The 17,454-nt window shown below is 72.2% G+C and carries 17 protein-coding genes, 1 pseudogene and 1 riboswitch; of the genes and pseudogenes, 8 read left to right on the top strand and 10 right to left on the bottom strand.

Annotated features, from left to right (window positions below; all coding sequences use genetic code 11):
* Nucleotides 1-110: 110 nt before the first annotated feature.
* Together D0D28_RS23610 and typA are read right to left on the bottom strand one after the other, a co-directional pair.
* Nucleotides 111-1,841, bottom strand: coding sequence for an ABC transporter family substrate-binding protein (locus D0D28_RS23610; RefSeq protein ID WP_430732405.1), 1,731 nt, complete (start codon nt 1,839-1,841; stop codon nt 111-113).
* Between the two features lie 192 nt (nt 1,842-2,033).
* Nucleotides 2,034-3,956: a translational GTPase TypA gene (typA, locus tag D0D28_RS23605; RefSeq protein WP_116112467.1), complete on the bottom strand. Its 1,923-nt coding sequence runs from the start codon at nt 3,954-3,956 to the stop codon at nt 2,034-2,036.
* A gap of 142 nt (nt 3,957-4,098) precedes the next feature.
* On the opposite strand from typA, the gene D0D28_RS36265 reads away from it, so the two are divergent.
* Complete coding sequence (locus D0D28_RS36265) at nt 4,099-4,254, top strand: hypothetical protein (protein WP_167481539.1); 156 nt, start codon at nt 4,099-4,101, stop codon at nt 4,252-4,254.
* Nucleotides 4,255-4,293: 39 nt separating this feature from the next.
* Here the strand turns inward: D0D28_RS36265 and D0D28_RS23600 are convergent.
* Both D0D28_RS23600 and D0D28_RS23595 read right to left on the bottom strand, forming a co-directional pair.
* Nucleotides 4,294-5,078: pseudogene (locus D0D28_RS23600) on the bottom strand (integrase core domain-containing protein); the annotation flags it as partial.
* 102 nt (nt 5,079-5,180) lie between these two features.
* Complete coding sequence (locus D0D28_RS23595) at nt 5,181-5,480, bottom strand: YciI family protein (protein ID WP_027934134.1); 300 nt, start codon at nt 5,478-5,480, stop codon at nt 5,181-5,183.
* 300 nt (nt 5,481-5,780) lie between these two features.
* Here D0D28_RS23595 and trpS point away from each other — a divergent pair, with 300 nt between their 5' ends.
* Nucleotides 5,781-6,746, top strand: a complete 966-nt coding sequence (gene trpS / locus D0D28_RS23590; protein ID WP_116112465.1) for a tryptophan--tRNA ligase — start codon at nt 5,781-5,783, stop codon at nt 6,744-6,746.
* A 205-nt stretch (nt 6,747-6,951) separates the two neighbouring features.
* On the opposite strand, the gene D0D28_RS23585 is transcribed toward trpS, so the two are convergent.
* From D0D28_RS23585 to D0D28_RS23575, 3 genes are read right to left on the bottom strand one after another with little or no spacing between them, the layout of a single operon-like run.
* Nucleotides 6,952-7,338 carry a (deoxy)nucleoside triphosphate pyrophosphohydrolase gene (locus D0D28_RS23585; RefSeq protein WP_116112462.1) on the bottom strand — a complete coding sequence of 129 codons (387 nt, stop codon included), beginning with the start codon at nt 7,336-7,338 and terminating at the stop codon, nt 6,952-6,954.
* A complete protein-coding gene (locus D0D28_RS23580) occupies nt 7,335-8,630 on the bottom strand; it encodes a sensor histidine kinase (protein WP_162831170.1) in 1,296 nt (431 codons plus the stop codon). The genes D0D28_RS23585 and D0D28_RS23580 overlap by 4 nt, the downstream gene beginning before the upstream one ends.
* A gap of 32 nt (nt 8,631-8,662) precedes the next feature.
* Entirely contained in the window at nt 8,663-9,367 is a 705-nt protein-coding gene (locus tag D0D28_RS23575) for a response regulator transcription factor (protein ID WP_162830641.1), read from the bottom strand.
* A 144-nt stretch (nt 9,368-9,511) separates the two neighbouring features.
* Here D0D28_RS23575 and D0D28_RS23570 point away from each other — a divergent pair, with 144 nt between their 5' ends.
* The 3 genes from D0D28_RS23570 to D0D28_RS23560 are packed head-to-tail and all read left to right on the top strand — an operon-like array spanning nt 9,512 to nt 12,434.
* Nucleotides 9,512-10,570 carry a LolA family protein gene (locus D0D28_RS23570; protein ID WP_116112457.1) on the top strand — a complete coding sequence of 353 codons (1,059 nt, stop codon included), beginning with the start codon at nt 9,512-9,514 and terminating at the stop codon, nt 10,568-10,570.
* Entirely contained in the window at nt 10,567-11,571 is a 1,005-nt protein-coding gene (locus tag D0D28_RS23565) for an ABC transporter ATP-binding protein (RefSeq protein ID WP_116112455.1), read from the top strand. The genes D0D28_RS23570 and D0D28_RS23565 overlap by 4 nt, the downstream gene beginning before the upstream one ends.
* Complete coding sequence (locus D0D28_RS23560) at nt 11,568-12,434, top strand: ABC transporter permease (RefSeq protein ID WP_094004725.1); 867 nt, start codon at nt 11,568-11,570, stop codon at nt 12,432-12,434. The genes D0D28_RS23565 and D0D28_RS23560 overlap by 4 nt, the downstream gene beginning before the upstream one ends.
* Here D0D28_RS23560 and D0D28_RS23555 read toward each other — a convergent pair.
* The 3 genes from D0D28_RS23555 to D0D28_RS23545 are packed head-to-tail and all read right to left on the bottom strand — an operon-like array spanning nt 12,431 to nt 16,097.
* Entirely contained in the window at nt 12,431-13,438 is a 1,008-nt protein-coding gene (locus tag D0D28_RS23555; protein WP_094004724.1) for an ABC transporter ATP-binding protein, read from the bottom strand. The two genes, D0D28_RS23560 and D0D28_RS23555, sit on opposite strands and share 4 nt — an antisense overlap.
* 2 nt (nt 13,439-13,440) lie before the next feature.
* A complete protein-coding gene (locus D0D28_RS23550) occupies nt 13,441-15,042 on the bottom strand; it encodes an ABC transporter permease (protein ID WP_162831169.1) in 1,602 nt (533 codons plus the stop codon).
* Nucleotides 15,043-15,056: 14 nt separating this feature from the next.
* On the bottom strand, nt 15,057-16,097 hold the full coding sequence (locus tag D0D28_RS23545) for a thiamine ABC transporter substrate-binding protein (protein ID WP_116112452.1): 1,041 nt from the start codon (nt 16,095-16,097) through the stop codon (nt 15,057-15,059).
* Between the two features lie 22 nt (nt 16,098-16,119).
* Nucleotides 16,120-16,230: riboswitch (TPP riboswitch) on the bottom strand.
* A 33-nt stretch (nt 16,231-16,263) separates the two neighbouring features.
* Here D0D28_RS23545 and D0D28_RS23540 point away from each other — a divergent pair.
* The 3 genes from D0D28_RS23540 to D0D28_RS36260 all read left to right on the top strand — a co-directional run.
* The gene (locus D0D28_RS23540; protein ID WP_094004723.1) at nt 16,264-16,554 is read left to right on the top strand and encodes a 4a-hydroxytetrahydrobiopterin dehydratase; all 291 of its coding nucleotides are present in this window, start codon (nt 16,264-16,266) and stop codon (nt 16,552-16,554) included.
* 63 nt (nt 16,555-16,617) lie between these two features.
* Complete coding sequence (locus D0D28_RS23535) at nt 16,618-16,842, top strand: hypothetical protein (RefSeq protein WP_094004722.1); 225 nt, start codon at nt 16,618-16,620, stop codon at nt 16,840-16,842.
* A 366-nt stretch (nt 16,843-17,208) separates the two neighbouring features.
* Nucleotides 17,209-17,454 (top strand): hypothetical protein (locus D0D28_RS36260; protein WP_430732404.1); only part of this gene is annotated, 246 nt, incomplete at its 3' end.

Here is a 17,454-nt window from a genome sequence, read left to right as displayed (position 1 = left end):
GGATCTGCCCCTCCGAACCCGATCTTTCAGTGTTTGGCTGGGGATCGGGTTGCGGGAGAGGGGTGGCTGGCTTTCGTTGCCGGCCGCCGGTTGATCCAGCCGCGCGCCGCTCAGCGGGGGCTGCGGGTCCAGTTCACCGCTTCGCCGAAGGGGCCCAGCAGTGGGGGTCCCACCGTCATCCCGGAGATCCCCTGTCCCGTCGCCAGCGTGTCGGCCAGCTGGAACAGCGGCATCACCGTGTGCTGGGCCCACAGCTTCGGCTCCAGCTCGGCCAGCGCGTCGGCCAGGGGCTTCTTTCCCGTGAGCGCCTCTTCGATCGTCGTCTGCAGTGTCTCGTCGCAGACGGCGGCCGGGTTGGCCGGGATCACCGCGACGTTCGCCGACGGTGTGGACTGCCCGGGGCGGCATCCGAACGTCGAGGCGAGCACCGTCGCCGCGTCGCCGCCCACCGGGAGTGGCACCACCGCTATGTCGACCCCGACGGCACCCGAGTTGCCCGCCGGGGCGGTCGAGCCCTGGCTGACCGGCAACGCCAGCAGGTTGGCGAACAGGTCCCGCGGCTGGGCGTTCAGCGTGTTCACCTGGATGCCGGCCGCGATCAGCTGGTTGCTCAGCTCCTTGGCCATGCTCGCGTAGGGCTCCTGCTGCCCCGGCGACGCGACGACCAGCGTGAGCGCCTTGCCGTCCTTGCGCCAGATCCCGGCTTCCTTCACGTAGCCCGCCGCGGTCAGCAGCGACTCCGCCTTCGCCGGGTCCGGCACTCCGTACCCGGCGGGGATCGTGGGCGCGTACCCGGCCTGCGACGGCCACCGCACCTGCGCCTCGGCCCGCAGCCCGGCCGACGGGCCGCCTCCGGTGCCCTCGTCGATCAGGGCGTTCCGGTCGATGAACGCCGACACGGCCTCGCGGACCTGCTCGTCGACGAGCGGGCCGTTCGCCGGGCGCAGCAGCACCTCGGCCACCCGCGGCCCGGCCACCGTGGTCAGCTGGACCGCCGGGCCGAGCGCCTGGAACTGGTTCAGCCCGGCGCTGTCGGTGCGGGACATCACGAACTGGTCGTTGCCGCTGCGCAGTGCCCCGGCCAGGCCGGTGGCGTCCGACCGGCGCAGCACGATCTGGTCCACCGCGGCCGGCTTGTCCCAGTAGCGCTCGTTGCGCTCCAGGATGATCTCACCGCGCGCGTTGTCCCGCGTCTTGATCGAGAACGGGCCGCCGTAGGCCGGGAAACTGTCCTGCAGCGCACCCTGCCAGCCGCCCGGGGCGTCCTTGAGCAGGTGCTGCGGCAGCAGGTTCGAAAACAGCGTCTGCCAGCCCGGGTACGGCTCGGCGAACGTCACCTGGACGCCCTTGCCGCCCTCGCTGGGCTGGATGCCGCTGATCAGCCGGTACCCGGCGGGCTGCACGACACCGGGCTGGTCGCGCATCGCCTCGGCGAGGTAGACGAAGTCCTCCACCGCGATCGGCGCGCCGTCGGACCACGAGGCGTCCTGCCGGATCAGGTAGGTGACCGTGAACGGGTCGGTCGAGGTGACCTCGGCCGAGCGCATCAGCGTGGTGTCGAGCTGGTACTCGCCGTGGGCGTCGGGCCGGAACACCGACGGCAGCAGCATCTGCGACAGCGCCGTGGTGATGGTGGACTGGTCGGCCAGGTTGTGCGGGTTGTACCCGCCCGCGATGTCGTCGACGCCGATCACGATCTGCGACGCCGTCGGCACCGCGGGGGTCGACGAGTGGGCCACCGGCGAGGTCACCACCGGCGGCGGCGGGGTGCTGGTGCAGGCGGCGGCCACCGCGGTCAGCAACACCGTGACCAGTGCCGCCGCTTTACCGCTTCCCCGCACGCTGCCTCCCCTGATGAGCCCATGATGGTGTCACAAGGCCTGTAGCCGCGGTACCGAGATTGCCAGACCGGCCGGGACTCGCTGTCACCGGATCAGGTACCGCCGAAAGGTGGACGTTGCTGAGCGTGTCGTGGTTCCCCCGGACAACGAAACGGGGGACGTCCACCGCGATGGACGTCCCCCGCTCAGACCTCAGCCGCGCGACTTGGCGCGCGAACGCTCCTTGGCCCGCTGCGTGATCTCCAGCGTCACCTTCCGCACGCGCACCGCGTTCGGCGCGACCTCGACGCACTCGTCGGCGGCGCAGAACTCCAGCGCCTCCTCCAGGCCGAGCTTGCGCGGGCGCGCCAGGCGCTCCAGCTCGTCACCGGTGGAGGAGCGCATGTTGGTGAGCTTCTTCTCCTTGGTGATGTTGATGTCGAGGTCCTCGGCGCGCGGGTTCTCGCCCACGACCATGCCCTCGTACACCTCGGCGCCCGGCTCGACGAAGAACGTGCCGCGGTCGGCGAGCTGGATCATCGCGTAGGAGGTCACCGGGCCGGACCGGTCGGCGACCAGCGAACCGCTGTGCCGGGTGCGGATCTCGCCCGCCCACGGGTGGTAGCCCTCGAACACGTGGTTCGCGATGCCGGTGCCGCGGGTCTCGGTCAGGAAGTCGGTGCGGAACCCGATCAGACCGCGGGCCGGGAGCACGAATTCGAGCTTGATCCGGCCGGTGCCGTGCCCGCCCATGTCCTCCATGCGGCCCTTGCGCGCCGCGAGCAGCTGGGTGACCGCGCCCAGGTGCTCCTCGGGGATGTCCAGCGTGAGGCGCTCGAACGGCTCGTGCAGCTTGCCGTCGATGGTCTTGGTGACCACCTGCGGCTTGCCCACGGTCAGCTCGAAGCCCTCGCGGCGCATCTGCTCGACCAGGATCGCCAGCGCCAGCTCGCCACGGCCCTGGACCTCCCAGGTGTCCGGGCGCTCGGTGGGCAGGACGCGGATCGACACGTTGCCGATCAGCTCCTGGTCCAGCCGGGCCTTGACCAGGCGCGCGGTGACCTTGTCGCCGCCGTTGCGGCCGGCCAGCGGCGAGGTGTTCACGCCGATCGTCATCGAGATGGCCGGCTCGTCGACGGTGATCCGGGGCAGCGCCACCGGGTTCTCCACGTCGGCCAGCGTGTCGCCGATCGTGATGTCCGGGATGCCGGCGATGGCGACCAGGTCACCGGCCGAGGCCTCCTGCGCGGGCACCCGCTCCAGCGCCTCGGTGACCAGCAGCTCGGAGATCCGGACGTTCTGCACCGCGCCGTTCTCGCGCAGCCACGCGACGGTCTGGCCCTTGCGGAGCTTGCCGGCGTGGATGCGGATGAGCGCGATGCGGCCGAGGAAGTTCGACGCGTCGAGGTTGGTGACCAGGGCCTGCAGCGGGCTCTCCGGGTCGGCCTGGGGCGGCGGCACGTGGCGCAGCAGGGTGTCGAACAGCGGGTCGAGGTTCTCGCTGTCGGGCAGCTCACCGTCGGCGGGCTGCTCCAGGCTCGCCCGGCCGGCGCGCGCGGAGGCGTAGATCACCGGCAGGTTCAGAATCGAGTCCAGGTCTGTGTCTTCCAGGTCCTCGATGTCGCCCGCGAGGTCGAGCAGCAGGTCGTGGGTCTCTTCGACGACCTCGGCGATGCGGGCGTCCGGGCGGTCGACCTTGTTGACCACCAGCACGACCGGCAGGCCGGCCTGCAGGGTCTTGCGCAGCACGAACCGGGTCTGCGGCAGCGGCCCCTCGCTGGCGTCGACCAGCAGCAGGACGCCGTCGACCATGGCCAGGCCGCGCTCGACCTCGCCGCCGAAGTCGGCGTGGCCGGGGGTGTCGATCACGTTGATGGTGACCGGGCCGTCGGCGGTCTGGCGGCGGATGGCGGTGTTCTTGGCGAGGATCGTGATGCCCTTCTCACGTTCCAGCTCGCCCGAGTCCATGACGCGGTCGACGAGCTCGGCACGTTCGCCGAAGGCACCGGACTGCCGCAGCATGGCGTCGACCAGGGTGGTCTTGCCGTGGTCGACGTGCGCGACGATGGCGACGTTGCGGAGGTCGGTGCGGACCTTCTCGGCGGTTGCTGTGGGCACGCGAGGGCTCCTGAACATTTCGAAGGGATGAATCGCGGGCCCGCTTTGGCATACGCGATCCCGTTCAGGATACCCGGTACCACATTGTGACCAGGGCCACGGTGGATGATCACTTAGGTTCACCTAACCTAAGGGCACCTCGGAGCTGTGGAGTGGTGGTTTGGGCAAGAAGGACGCGGACCCGCGCAAGGTGGTCCGCAAGCTCATGAAGGCCGGCAAGGTCAAGAAGAAGTGCTGCCGGTCGAAGCCGCGCTGCAAGAAGTGCCCGGTCCTCGCACTCCAGCGGGCGAAGGCGGACCTGAAGAAGGCGGCCTAGGTGTACTTGGCCATCAGGTTGGTGGCAGTCGGCTGGTGATGGGTGGCTGCCGAGTGCGCCGCGGCGGTGTTGGGTGTTGTAGTGCTTGAGCCAGGGTGCAAGTGCGGTTGCTCGTTGGGTGTTGCTGGTGAAGACCCTGCCGGTAGGCCCACTCGGTGTGCAGGGTGCGGTGGTAGCGCTCGACTTTGCCGTTTTGCCAGGGGCAGTGGGGTTTGACGAACCTCTGGCGGATGCCGTGCTCGGCGCAGTCTGGCGTAGGGACCAGCGGTAGGCCCAGGCGTTGCCGGTCATCAACCGCTCGATCCGGGGATGCCGCGACGGGCGAAGGAAGGCAGGGCACGTCGCGCCTTTGTCGTCGGGCAGGATCGCGGAGCAGGCCGGCCGGGAGTGTTCATCGGCCAGGGAGTGGACGTCGTCGAACCCGACTTTGGTCGTGCGGTCCCGAGTGGTTTCCTGCTGGGTGCGGCCGTGGGCCCGCCACCCTCCTCCGCCGGGGATGCGGCCGATCTTGTTCACGTCCATATGCACCAGCTCGCCCGGTCGGTCGCGCTCATACCGCACCGCACTGGCCCTGCTTGACCGGATACCCGCCCCGGTCAACGGGTCCAGCATCGACAACGACGGAACCTGACGGCAGGCCAGTACCCGCGACACCGTCCGTGCCGGCACACCCAGTTCCGCGCCCAGCCAGCCCGGGGCTCCGACGCCCCCGCTCCCGCAGCTCGACGATCCGTCGAGATATGAGCCTGCAGCCACCCCGCGTGATATCGCTGGACGATCAGCAACATGCACAGAAACGTGGTGCGCGCATAACAGTGAGGCACGAAAGCCGCCGGTCAAGCGTGGCCCTAGACAAGCACACCCAACCAGGGGCTCCCCCCATCTCAAGATCACCCCACCCCTACCAACGTCCTGGCCGAGTACACCTAGACGGCCAGCGCTTCGTTCACCAGGCGGAGTTCCGGCGCGGTGCGGGTGGCGCCGAACTCGACGATTTCGTGCCGCGCCAGCCGGCGCAGGTGGAACGGATCCGAGGCGAGGATCGCCTCCAGTTTCACGCGGGGCATCGGCCGCGTGATGATGACGCAGCCGGAATGCGGCGTGCGCCGCCCGGCGGTCAGGAACTCGCCTGACCGGAAGTGCCGGTCCAGCCATTTCGCGTGGTCAGCCAGGTAGTAGTCGACTTCCTCCACCGGGGCCGTGTAGTCGATCAGCACGATGTACATACCTTCACGGTAGCCCCGGGAACGGCCCCCGGGAAATGATTCTCAGCCATTTGCCAGTAATCTGTGCGACACCGGTTCGACAATCCAAAGAATTGCTTTCCGGAAGGCAATGTGGATATTACTTTCGGCCGCTGCTACGCTGCTGGTGTGCGCACGATCGCGAACTTCTGGTGGCCGCCGGCAGGCGGTCCCACCGACGTGCGCTGACACCAGCACCCACGACGAGGCCGCCCGCGCAGGCGGCCTTCGTCGTTCCCGGGGGCCGTGGCGGGGGTGGCCACCGACCCGAGGACACCACCGATGCGAATTTCCGGGATCACCCCGTCCGGCCACACCCACCTCGGCAACCACCTGGGCGCGATCCAGCGCTGGGTGACCGACGGCGGCCCGGACGACCTGTACTTCGTGTCCGACCTGCACGCCATGACGACCACCCACAACCCGGCGAAGCTGCGCGGGCGGACCAGCGAGATGCTGGCCGTCCTTGTGGCGGCCGGGATCCCCGCCGAGCGCGTGTTCGTGCAGTCGGACCTGTCCCGCGAGCTGGGCGCGCTCACCTGGATCCTGGAGTGCACCTGCAGCTACGGCGAGGCCGCGCGGATGATCCAGTTCAAGGAGAAGGGCAGCGGCCAGCCGGGCGTGCGGCTGAGCCTGCTGACCTACCCGGTGCTGATGGCCGCCGACATCCTGCTGCAGGGCGCGGCGGAGGTCCCGGTGGGCGAGGACCAGAACCAGCACGTGGAGCTGGCCCGCGCGCTGGCCCGGCGGTTCAACAGCACCTACGGCGAGGTGTTCACGGTGCCGCGGCCGGTGCTGCCGCCGACGGGCGCGCGGGTGCGGAACCTGTCCGACCCGGCGCGGAAGATGTCGAAGTCGGCGCAGGAGGAGGCCGGGGTGGTGTTCGTGCTGGACGAGCCCGACCTGATCCGCCGCAAGGTGCGCCGCGCGGTGACGGACGGGTTCAGCGGGGTCGCGTACGCGCCGGAGGAGCGCCCCGGGGTCGCCAACCTGCTGGAGATCCTGGCCGGCTGCCGGGGCGCGCGTCCGGCGGACGTGGCGGCGGAGTTCGCGTCGTACGGCGAGCTGAAGGAGGCCGTGGCGGAGGCGGTGATCGAGACGCTGCGCCCGATCCGGGAGCGGACGCTGGAGCTGCTGGCGGACCCGGCGGAGCTGGCCCGGATCCGCAAGGAAGGCGCGCACCGGGCCGCCGAACGCGGCGAGCACCGCCTGACCTCGGCGATGCGGCTCGTCGGCGCGGGCATGTGACCCGGGATTGCTGATCCGGCAACTTTCCGTGCCCGCGAGGAGCGCCCGTGCCAGGGGTGGCGGCCACGCCTCCCATCACGCGCCGTCGTGACCGCCCGCAGAGGACCGGTCAAGGGGACCGGGACGTGCTGGCGGGTCCCCTCGCCTACCTGCGCTGCGCTGGACCCTCACCCACGACGCCACGCCGGGCATCCTGGACGCTGACTCAGCGCAGCAGCAGCCGCAGGTCGGGGAGCAGTTCCAGGTCCGCGGGCAGCCACTGGACGCTGTCCAGGCCCGCCTCGTCGAGCCAGCGCAGCGCCTTGTGGTCCAGCGCCTCCGGCCGGGCGCGCTCGTCGGTCAGCGAGGCGGCGAACACGCGCAGCACCAGTCCGGCCCGCAACGGCACGTCCGGGCCGACCCGGATGCCGACCGCGACCTCCACCCCGAGCTCCTCGCGACACTCCCGCCGCAGGGCGTCCACTTCGGACTCACCCGGCTCGACCCGGCCGCCGGGCAGCTCCCACAGGCCCGCCACCTCACGCGGATACGCGCGCTGCTGGGCGAGCAGGGACCGGCCCCGCACGATGGCCGCTCCCACGATCACCTTCACGAGGTGGAGACGTTACCGGCCGCCCGCCACACGATCTGGAAGCGGGCACCGCCCTCGGGGGACTCGCCCACCGACACCCGCCCGCCGCGCCGCCGCACGGTTTCGGCGACCATCGCCAACCCGAGCCCGGTGCCGCCGGAGGTGCGCGCCCGGTCGTCGCCGACGCGGTAGAACCGGTCGAACACCCGGTCGCGGTGCTCGGGCGGGATGCCCGGCCCGTCGTCGTCCACCACCACCCGCACGGTGGAGTGCCCGGGCAGCACCGACACGACGATCTGCGACGAGGCGTACCGGCAGGCGTTGCGCAGCAGGTTGTTCAGCACCAGCTCGACCTCGGAGTGCGCCGCGTGCGCCCACGCCTGCCCGACCACGCCCGTCACGCGCACCGCGGGCGATCCGGGCGGCAGGCGGTCCGCGGCCGCGCGCGCTTCGGTGAGCAGTTCGACCGCCTCGGCGGGCGGCAGCTCCCCGGCGTCGGACCGGGCCAGCGTCAGCAGCCCGTCCAGCAGCGCGGACAACCGCTCGGCCTCGGCGAGGATGTCGGCCAGCGTCTCCTGCGCCAGCTCCGGATCGGGGTTGGCGACGGCCACCTCGGCCTGCACGCGGATCGACGCAACCGGCGAGCGCAGCTCGTGCGCGGCGTCCCCGGTGAACCGCCGCAGCCGCTGGGCCGCCTCCTCCTGCCGCGCCAGCAACGCGTTGAAGTCCGCCGCCAGCGCACGCAGCTCGTCGTCGGCCTCGGGCAACGGCACCCGCTCCCCCGGCGGCAGCGCGCGGACCGTCCGGCGCAGCCGGCTCACCCGCCGCAGCGCGAACCGCACCACCAGCCAGGTCGCGACCGCGGCGAGCGCCGCGCCGAGCCCCGCGGCCCACAGCAGCCAGGTCGCCGCCTTCTGCACGGCCGCCCGCTGGCCCACCAGCCCGGTGCCGGCGGCGACCAGCCGCAGCTGCCCGTCCGGCGCGGTCGCCACCGCGCCCAGCCACCGCATCCGGTCCACGGTCACCGGCTGCCCGGCCTTGAGCGCACGCACGTCACCCGGCCCGAGCGGGGGCGCCGGACCGCCGTCGACCGGTGCGCCCGCGGTGTCGAGCACGCGCAGGACCACGCCGTCCGGCGGCCCGGGCAGCCCTCCCGCGGACACGGTCGCGACCGCCGGGCCGAGCGCCTCGGCCAGTTCGGTGTCCACGGAGGAGTCCCGCAGCGGCCCGAGCCCGCGCCCGGCGACAACGGCGAGGCCGAGCAGGAACGCCAGCGTGACCGCGGCGGCCGGCGCCGTGATCCGGAACTGCATGGACCGGCGTTCCCACCACCGGCGGAGGAAGCTCACCCGGGCAGGACCTCGTCCAGCGCCGCGTCGGAGGCCAGGTAGCCGTGCCCGCGCACGGTCCGCACCAGCGCGCCCGCGCCGACCGCGTCGAGTTTGCGGCGCACGTACCCGACGTAGACCTCGACGACGTTGCGGGTCGCCGCCTGCTCGTCACCCCACACCGCGCGCAGCAGCTCGTCCTTGGTGACGACCGTTCCGGCGCGCCCGACCAGCACCTCGAGCAGGCTGAACTCGCGCGGGCTCAACGCCACCGGCTCGTCGTGCCAGCGCACCTCGCGGGTGGCGCGGTCGACGACGAGACCCCCGATGCGCAGCGGCCCGCGCGTCCCCTCGGTGGCGGCGCGCCGCAGCACGGCGCGGATCTGCGCGACCAGCACGACGAACGAGAACGGCTTGACCAGGTAGCCGTCGGCGCCCAGGTCGAGCCCGTCGGCCTGGTCGACCTCACCGTCCTTGGCCGAGACCATCAGCACCGGCGTGGTGATGCCCTGCGCACGCAGCGCCTGCAGCACCCGGTACCCGGACAGGCCGGGCAGCATGATGTCCAGCAGCAGCACGTCGAACGACCCGGTCTGCGCCAGGCGCAGGCCGCTCGGGCCGTCGGGGGCGGTGACCACGTCCATGCCCTCCGCCCGCAGTCCGCGGTGCAGCGCCTTGCGCACGCCGGGCTCGTCGTCCACCACGAGAATCCGAGGGTTCACGATTGACAAGCATGCCCGGTTTTTCCAGCTCGGGCGCGCGCTCTCAGCGGTCTCTCAGCATCTCAGGTCCATCTCAGGGCCGACGGAGGAGTGTCAGCGGCGGGGAAAGAGCACACTGGTGCTCGCCGACACAGGGAGAGCGAAATGCAGCCGAAGACGAAGGCCATCACCGCGGCGGTCACGGGGTCCGCGCTCGGCGCCGCCGGGCTCGCGTGGCTCGCGATGCCGGCCACCGCGGGCGAGGCCCCGGAGCTGCCGGCGATCAGCGCGGAGGAGCTGGTGCAGTCGGTGGTCACCACCAAGACGCCGGCGCTGGCCGGCACGGTCGAGGTGGACAACAACCTGGGCCTGCCGGTCTCGGCCCTGCCGGGTGGCACGAGCCTGGACATCGACGCGGCCCGCGTCTACAACGACGGGGCGGGCAACAGCAAGCTCGCCATCGAGCAGGGCGCCAGCGAGCACACCGTGGTCCGCAACGGCGCGACCGTGTGGACGTACGACTCGGCGGAGAACGCGGCGACGAAGGTCACCGTGCCGCCCGAGGCGCTGCAGAAGCCCGGGGAGTACGAGCTGAGCGACCCGGCGACGGCGACGGCGCAGCTGCTCGCGAAGGTGCGGGAGAGCAGCACCGTGACCGTCGAGGGGACGGCCCGGGTGGCCGGCCGGCCGGTCTACGAGCTGGTGCTGACGCCGAAGCCGACCGAGCGCACGCTGCTGCGCGAGGTGCGCGTCGCGGTCGACGCCGAGAAGCGGGTCCCGTTGCGGCTGGCCGTGATGACCTACGGCACCTCCGACCCGGCGTTCCAGGTCGCGTTCAGCGACATCGCGTTCGCGCCGCAGCCGGCGAGCGAGTTCCAGTTCACGCCGCCGCAGGGCGCGAAGGTGACCGAGGAGCAGGTGCCCGCCGGCCGCCCGGAGCAGCGGGACCTGGAGAACGCGGTCCAGGTCAGCGGCGACGGGTGGGACAGCGTCGTCACCGGCACGTTCCCGGCCGACGCGCTCGCGCCGCAGCAGGGTGAGCGCGGCGACAGCGTCGACCCGAAGGCCCTGCTGGCGCAGTTCGGCAAGCCGGTCAGCGGCGCGTTCGGCACCGGCTACGTGATCACCACGAAGGTCGGCACCGCCCTGATCACCGACGACGGCCGCTTCGCCGCCGGCGCGGTGCCGGAGCAGGTGCTGGTCGAGGCTCTGGGAGCGAAATGACGGAGACACTGCCGGTGGGCGCTTCGGTCGAAGCGCCCACCGCGGGTCCGGCACTGGCCGCGCGGACCAGGGGGTTGCGCAAGGTGTACCGGACCGCGGTCGCGGTGGACCAGGTCGATCTGGACGTGCCGGAGGGCGCGGTGCTGGGCATGCTCGGGCCGAACGGCTCGGGCAAGACCACCACGATCCGGATGCTGCTCGGCCTGGTCCGCCCGACCGAGGGCGAGGTGGAACTGCTCGGCAGGCGGATGCCGGAGGGCGCGCAGCGGGCGTTGCCGGACGTCGGCGCGCTGGTCGAGGGGCCGGGCTTCCACCCGTTCCTGTCCGGGCGGGAGAACCTGCGCCGCGTCGCCGCCGCCGAGCCGCGGCTGTCGTCGGCGGCCATCCCCCGCGCGGTCGAGGACGCGCTGGAGCGGGTCGGGCTGGGGCACGCGGCGCACCGGCGCTACCGGGGGTACTCGCTGGGCATGAAGCAGCGGCTGGGGCTCGCCTCGGCGCTGCTCGTGCCGCGGCGGATGGTGGTGCTGGACGAGCCGACCAACGGCCTGGACCCGGCGGGCACGCGGGAGATCCGCCGGATCATCGGCGAGCTGCACGCCGAGGGCGTCACCGTGCTGGTGTCCTCGCACCTGCTCGCCGAGGTCGAGGCGACCTGCACGCACGTGGCCGTCCTGCACGACGGCACGGTGGTGGCGCAGGGCGAGCTGGACGAGCTGCTGGAGTCCGGCACGCCGTCGCTGGTGGTGTCCACTCCGGACGGTGACCAGGCGCTCACCGCGCTGCGCGAGAACCGCATCCCCGGCCGGCTCACGCCGGAGGGCGTGCGGGCGGACCTGAGCGCGGCGACCGCGCCGCAGGTGATCGAGACGCTGGTGCGGGCCGGGGTGTCCGTGCACGAGGCGAAGCGGGCCCGCACCGGGCTGGAGGACCTGTTCGCGCGGCTGACGCAGCGGGATTCCGAAACCGGTCGCCTGCCGGATGTGGACGAGGGGGCGGCATGACCGCGACACTGGACGCGACGCCGGTGGAACGGTGGAGTGTGCCGTTCCACCGGCTCTACCGCGCCGAGCTGCGGTGGATCTTCCGCCGCCCGCGCACCCTGATCGTGCTGGGCCTGCTCGCGCTGATCCCGGTGATCATCGGGATCGGGCTGACCATCGCGGCGAACAACGACGCCCAGCCCGGCGGCGGTGGCGGCAACGACTCGCTGCTGACGTCCGCGGCCGGGAACGCGCTGGTCCTGCCGCTGGCCACGCTCGGTGTGACGCTGAACCTGATGCTGCCGCTGATCACGGCGATGTCGGCCGGGGACGCGCTCGCCGGTGAATCGTCCGTGGGCACACTGCGCGGGCTGCTGCTCGCGCCGGTGAGCCGGGGCAGGCTGCTGATGATGAAGGCGCTCGGGGTGGCGACGTTCACGCTGGCCGCGGCGCTGCTGATGGCCGTGGTCGCGATGGCGACCGGGCTGGTGATCAACGGGACCGGTTCGCTGTTCACGCTGTCCGGCAACACGCTGTCCGTTGTGGACGCGATGGGCCGGGTGGCGCTGGCGGCGGCGTGGGTGACGCTGCAGCTGTGGGCGGTCGCGGCGATCGCGCTGGCGATCTCGGCGTGCACCGAGCACCCGATGCTCGTGGTGGTGTCGATACTGGCCGGCGTCGTGGTGTCGTCGGTGCTGCTCCTGCTCTCGGCGGTGGACTGGCTGCACCCGTTCCTGCTGCCGCAGTCCTGGACGGCGATCGCGGACATCCTGCGCGACCCGATCCCGGCCGACCAGCTGGGCGAGGGCGCCATCCGGGCCGCGTGCTACGTCGTGATCGGCCTGTCCCTGGCCTACGCGCGGCTGTCCACGAAGGACGGTTAGCCGACCAGGGCCACCCCGTCCGGGTCGAGGGCGAGGTGGATCTCGTCACCCGGGTTGACGTCGGCGGACACCGCCGCGACCGCGTCCACCGTGCCGGCACCGGTGCGGACGGAGAGGCGGACGTTGTCGCGGCGGTGCACCTTGCTCAGCACCTCGCCGGCGATCCCGGCGCTTGCCAGCCTAAGGCCGGTGGGGCGCAGGCCCAGCCGGACCGGCCCGTCGAGCGCCTCGGGCACGGCGACCTCGCCGAACGGGCAGCGCACGATCCCGTCCGCCGCCCGGCCGTCGACGACCGTGATGACGCCCAGGAAGCGCGCCACGTTCTCGTCGGCCGGACGGCGCCACACCTCGCGCACGGCCCCGGCTTGGCGGATCTTCCCCGCCTGCAGCACGGCGACGCGGTCGGCGAGCGTGAACGCCTCCTCCTGGTCGTGCGTGACGAGCAGCGCGGTGATCTTCGCGCTGCGCAGCATCTCGGCCAGGTCCACGGCCAGCTGTTCCCGCAGCCCGGCGTCCAAACCAGACAGTGGCTCGTCGAGCAGCAGCAGGCGGGGCTCCGGCGCGAGCGCGCGGGCCAGCGCGACCCGTTGCGCCTCACCGCCGGACAGCTCGGTCACCCGCCGCTTCTGGTAGCCGGCCAGGCCGACCAGGTCGAGCAGCCGGCTCACCCGCTCCGCGCGCCCGGCCGCCGGCATCCCGTGCATCCGCGGCCCGAACGCGATGTTGCCTGCCACGTCCCGGTGCGGGAACAGCTGGCCGTCCTGGAACACCAGGCCGAACCCGCGCTTGTGCACCGGCACCCGGGCCAGGTCGGCGCCGTCCCAGCGCACGCTGCCCGCGGTGATCGGCTCCAGGCCGGTGATCGCGCGCAGCAGCGTCGACTTCCCGGAACCGGACGGGCCGAGCAGCGCGAGCACCTCGCCGTCGGCGATCTCCAGGTCCACGCCCGACACGGCGGTGAAACCGCCGTACCGCACGGTCAGGCCGGACACGGTCAACGCCATCGTCAGAACTCCCCAACCCGGCCGGACGCGAGCCGGTCGATCACGATCACCGCGGCCGCGGTGACCAGCATGAGCAGGGCGCACGCGGCGTACGCCATCTGGTTGTTGAGCTGTCCCGGCCGCGCGATCAGCGCCGCGATCGCGACCGGCAGCGTCGGCGTCTGCGGGCGCGCCAGGAAGCTCGTCGCGCCGAACTCGCCGAGCGCGACCACGTATCCGAACCCGGCCGCCGCGACCACCGCGCGGAAGGTCAGCGGCACGTCGATCTCGCGCCACACCCGGGCCGGGCTCGCGCCGAGGGTGGCGGCGGCCTGGCGCAGCCGGTCGTCGATCGAGCGGACCACCGGCAGCACCGTGCGGATCACCAGCGGGATCACCACCAGCGCCTGCGCGAGCGGCACCAGCAGCGGCGACCGGCGCAGATCGCCGGGCAGCGCGTCGAGCGTGATGAGGTAGCCGAACCCGACGGTCACCGCGGACACGCCGAGCGGCAGCATCAGCGCGGCGTCCATCGACTCGCCGACCCCGCGCGCGAGCCGTCCCGGTGCGCGGCGCAACGCGACCAGCAGCACCGACGCCGACACCCCGATGACCATCGCCAGCACCGTCGCGTCGGTGGCGGTGCGCAGCGAGTTCAGCGCCGCCTCCCAGCCGGAGACCTGGAGCGTGCCGTCGTTGCCGGTGCTCGACAGCGCCCGGTAGCCGGCCAGGCTCCAGCCGTCCGCGGTGGACACCGAGCGCACCAGCAACGCGACGATCGGGGTCAGCAGCAGGCCGAGCACGACGACCGCGGCGCCGACGACGGCCCACTCCCCGCCGACCGGGCGCCGGGCGGTCTCCCGCCTCGACCGCAGCCGGAGCGCGCTCTCCCGGCGCTTGCGGGCCGCGGCGCCGAGCAGCAGCGCGGCCAGGACGGCGGCGATCTGCACCAGCGACAGCGCCGCCGCGCCGGTCAGGTCCAGCAGGTTCTCGGTGCGCAGGTAGATCTCGGTCTCCAGCGTCCGGTACCGCGCGCCGCCAAGGATCAGCACCACGCCGAAACTGGTGGCGCAGAACAGGAACACCACCGCGGCCGCGGACGTGATCGCCGGCATCAGCGCGGGCAGCGTCACCGAGCGGAACGCCCGCCAGCGGGACGCGCCCAGCGCGCGGGCGGCGTCCTCGGCCCGCGTGTCGAGCACCGCCCACAGCCCGGCGACCGTGCGGCCGACGACGGCGACGTTGAAGAACGCGTTGGCCAGCACGATGGAGATCCAGCCGCCGTCCGTCCACAGTGCCCGGAACGCCAGGCCCACCACCACGGTGGGCAGCACGAACGGGACCAGCACCAGCGTCCGGACCGCCGCGACCCCGGGCAGCCGCACGCGCGCCAGCAGGAACGCGACCGGCAGCCCGGCGACCACCGCGATCAGCGTCGATCCGGCGGCCTGCGCGACGGTGAACCAGGCCAGCCGCCACGTCTCGCCCTCGGCCAGTGCCGCGAGCACCTCGCCGTCGACGAAGCCCAGCCGCAGGATCGCCCCGACCGGCCAGGCGAAGAAGACCACCAGGAACCCGAGCGGCAGCACGGCCAGTGCCGCCAGCCCGAGCCCGGTGCGGCTCAGTGGCCGAGTGCTGGTCACTGGCCGAGCAAGGAGCGCCACTGTTCGATCCACCGCTCACGCCCGGCCTGCACCGTCTCGGCGGGCAGGCTCGCCGGGTTCTGCGGCAGCGGGGCGGCCGTCGTCCAGGACGCGGGCAACGCCACGCCCTCGCGCGCCGGGTAGACGTACATGTTCTCCGCCACCGTCGCCTGGAACTGCTGGGACAGCAGGAAGTCGATCACCTTCCGGGCGTTGGCCGCGTTGGGCGAGCCGGCCAGCACACCGGCGTACTCGACCTGGCGGAAACAGGTGTCCAGCAGCGCCTTGGTGCGCGGCTTGCCGTCCTCACCGATCTCCGCGGCCGGCGAGGAGGCGTAGGACACCACGACCGGGCGCGGGCCCTTGCCGGAGGAGCCGGAGAAGTCCTGGCCGTAGGCCTCCTCCCAGCCGGCGACGGCGCGCATGCCGTTGTCCTTGAGGCGGGTCCAGTAGTTCTGCCAGTTCTGCTCGCCGTAGCGGGCGATGGTGCCGAGCAGGAACGCCAGGCCGGGCGAGCTGGTGGCCGGGTTCTCCACCACCAGCAGGTCCTTGTACTCGGGCTTGGCCAGGTCGTCGTAGGTCGCCGGCTCCGGGATGCCGCGTTCGGCGAACCAGGTGGTGTCGATGTTCACGCACACGTCGCCCAGGTCGACGGCGGACAGGCGGTGCTCGGAGTCCACGGCGTAGCGCTGCGGGCCGCGGTCGGCCTCGGGGCTGGTGTAGGGCGCGAAGACGCCCTCGGCGAGCGCGCGCGAGGCGAAGGTCGAGTCCACGCCGAAGGCCGCGTCGCCGATCGGGTTGGCCTTCGTGAGGACCAGGGTGTTGGTGAGCGCGCCCGCGTCGCCCTTCTTCACGACGTTGATCGTGATGCCGGTCTGCTGCTGGAAGGCGTCCAGGACCTGCTGCGGCGCGGCGAACGAGTCGTGGGTGACCAGCGTGACCGTGGCCGGGCCGTCTTCCGCGTCGTTGCCGGCCAGCGTGCAGCCCGCGGTCAGGGCGGCGACCAGGCCGACCAGGACGCCCGTGCGGAATTTCATGACCACTCCTCGCTCGTTCCGGCGAGAAAGGTCGGGGCCCTCCCTGCGCCGGCATGATCCGGATCAGGTGCGAACGGTCGCGGGGCGAACCCGCCTCTCAGCCCGGTGGACCCGGACTCCCGTGGCAACCGTGCAGCGTACCCGCCCCCGTACCACCATGGAGCACATGGCGGAACTACTGAGCGAAACCGAGATCTCCGAGGCCCTGAACAAGCTGCCGTACTGGCAGCGCGCGGGCGACGCGCTGGAGCGCACGGCCGAACTCGCCGACTTCCCGCAGGCCATTGCCGTGGTCAACCGGGTCGCGGAAATCGCCGAGAACGTGAACCACCACCCGGACATGGACATCCGGTGGCGCACCGTGACGTTCCGGTGCAGCACGCACTCCGCGGGCGGGATCACCGCGAAGGACGTGTCGCTCGCCGAGCGGATCGACGGCACGATCGACGCGCTGTGATCTAGGCCGGACCGGCAACATCGGAGCCGGTCTCGTGCGTTCCCCGGATGGAGGGAACGCATCATGAGGAAGGTTGTCGCGCGACTGGCCGCCGTGGGGGCCGCCGTCGCCGTGTTGCTGGGAGTGCTGGCCGGAACCGCGTCGGCGGTCTCGTCCACCGGGGTCGCCGCCGAACCGCCGAGCGAGACGCGCGCGGTGGTCGTCGGGACGCTGTCGTTCGGGTTGATGATCGCCGCGGCGGGCGCGGTGTTCTGGTACACGGCCCGCCACCGAGGGCCACAGGAGTGATTTCGGTCACGTCTGGTTCGGCGCGGTAACGACCACGGGTACGCGGGCGCTGTACGCGCAGAAGTCCCTGATCACCGCGAGGTTCGCCATGAACAGCACGCCCGCCCTGTCGCCGGCCCAGCGCGCCTGGATCACCGGCCTGGCCACCGCCATCACCCTGATCGCCGTTCTCGTGCTCGCCGCGCTGGGCTGATCCCAGCTGGTCAGCGGCCCGCCGGTGCGCCGGCGGGCCGTTTTTCTGCGCAGTTGATCTGTGTCCATGACCACGGATTGGTGACTTTTCCGTGTCCTATTCGTAATCTCACGGACGGCCATCCCCCGAACGGCCGAAACAAGTCCCCTCCCCGAAAATGGTGATCTTCCGAAATGGTGGGTCGACATAGATCCAAAGCGAAATCGCTGACAGTTTCCCTGGCGATCGGCCTGGCCGCGGCGTCCGTGCTGGGCTTCGCGGTGTGGCTGACCGGCAACTTCAGCCGGCAGGACACGGCGAGCATGGCGGCGCAGATGAAGCCGCTGCCGACGACCTCGACCCCGACGAGCACGTCGAGCAGCACGACCACCCCGCCGCCGCCCCCGCAGCCGGTGACGACCACGCCCCCGGTGGCACCC

Source organism: Amycolatopsis ruanii (genome assembly GCF_003385175.1).
Taxonomy (GTDB): Bacteria; Actinomycetota; Actinomycetes; order Mycobacteriales; family Pseudonocardiaceae; genus Amycolatopsis_E; species Amycolatopsis_E thermalba.
Note: the sequence above shows the minus strand (reverse complement) of the source record. Positions and strands in the feature narration are given on the sequence as shown.

Bases quoted from the DNA above. Each gene is read 5' to 3' on its own strand.
- D0D28_RS23570 (WP_116112457.1), top strand. From the start codon at position 9,512: ATGCAGCCGAAGACGAAGGCCATCACCGCGGCGGTCACGGGGTCCGCG.
- D0D28_RS23560 (WP_094004725.1), top strand. From the start codon at position 11,568: ATGACCGCGACACTGGACGCGACGCCGGTGGAACGGTGGAGTGTGCCG.
- D0D28_RS23565 (WP_116112455.1), top strand. From the start codon at position 10,567: ATGACGGAGACACTGCCGGTGGGCGCTTCGGTCGAAGCGCCCACCGCG.
- D0D28_RS23595 (WP_027934134.1), bottom strand. From the start codon at position 5,480: ATGTACATCGTGCTGATCGACTACACGGCCCCGGTGGAGGAAGTCGAC.
- D0D28_RS23535 (WP_094004722.1), top strand. From the start codon at position 16,618: ATGAGGAAGGTTGTCGCGCGACTGGCCGCCGTGGGGGCCGCCGTCGCC.
- D0D28_RS23555 (WP_094004724.1), bottom strand. From the start codon at position 13,438: ATGGCGTTGACCGTGTCCGGCCTGACCGTGCGGTACGGCGGTTTCACC.
- trpS (WP_116112465.1), top strand. From the start codon at position 5,781: ATGCGAATTTCCGGGATCACCCCGTCCGGCCACACCCACCTCGGCAAC.
- typA (WP_116112467.1), bottom strand. From the start codon at position 3,956: ATGTTCAGGAGCCCTCGCGTGCCCACAGCAACCGCCGAGAAGGTCCGC.
- D0D28_RS23580 (WP_162831170.1), bottom strand. From the start codon at position 8,630: ATGCAGTTCCGGATCACGGCGCCGGCCGCCGCGGTCACGCTGGCGTTC.
- D0D28_RS23545 (WP_116112452.1), bottom strand. From the start codon at position 16,097: ATGAAATTCCGCACGGGCGTCCTGGTCGGCCTGGTCGCCGCCCTGACC.
- D0D28_RS23540 (WP_094004723.1), top strand. From the start codon at position 16,264: ATGGCGGAACTACTGAGCGAAACCGAGATCTCCGAGGCCCTGAACAAG.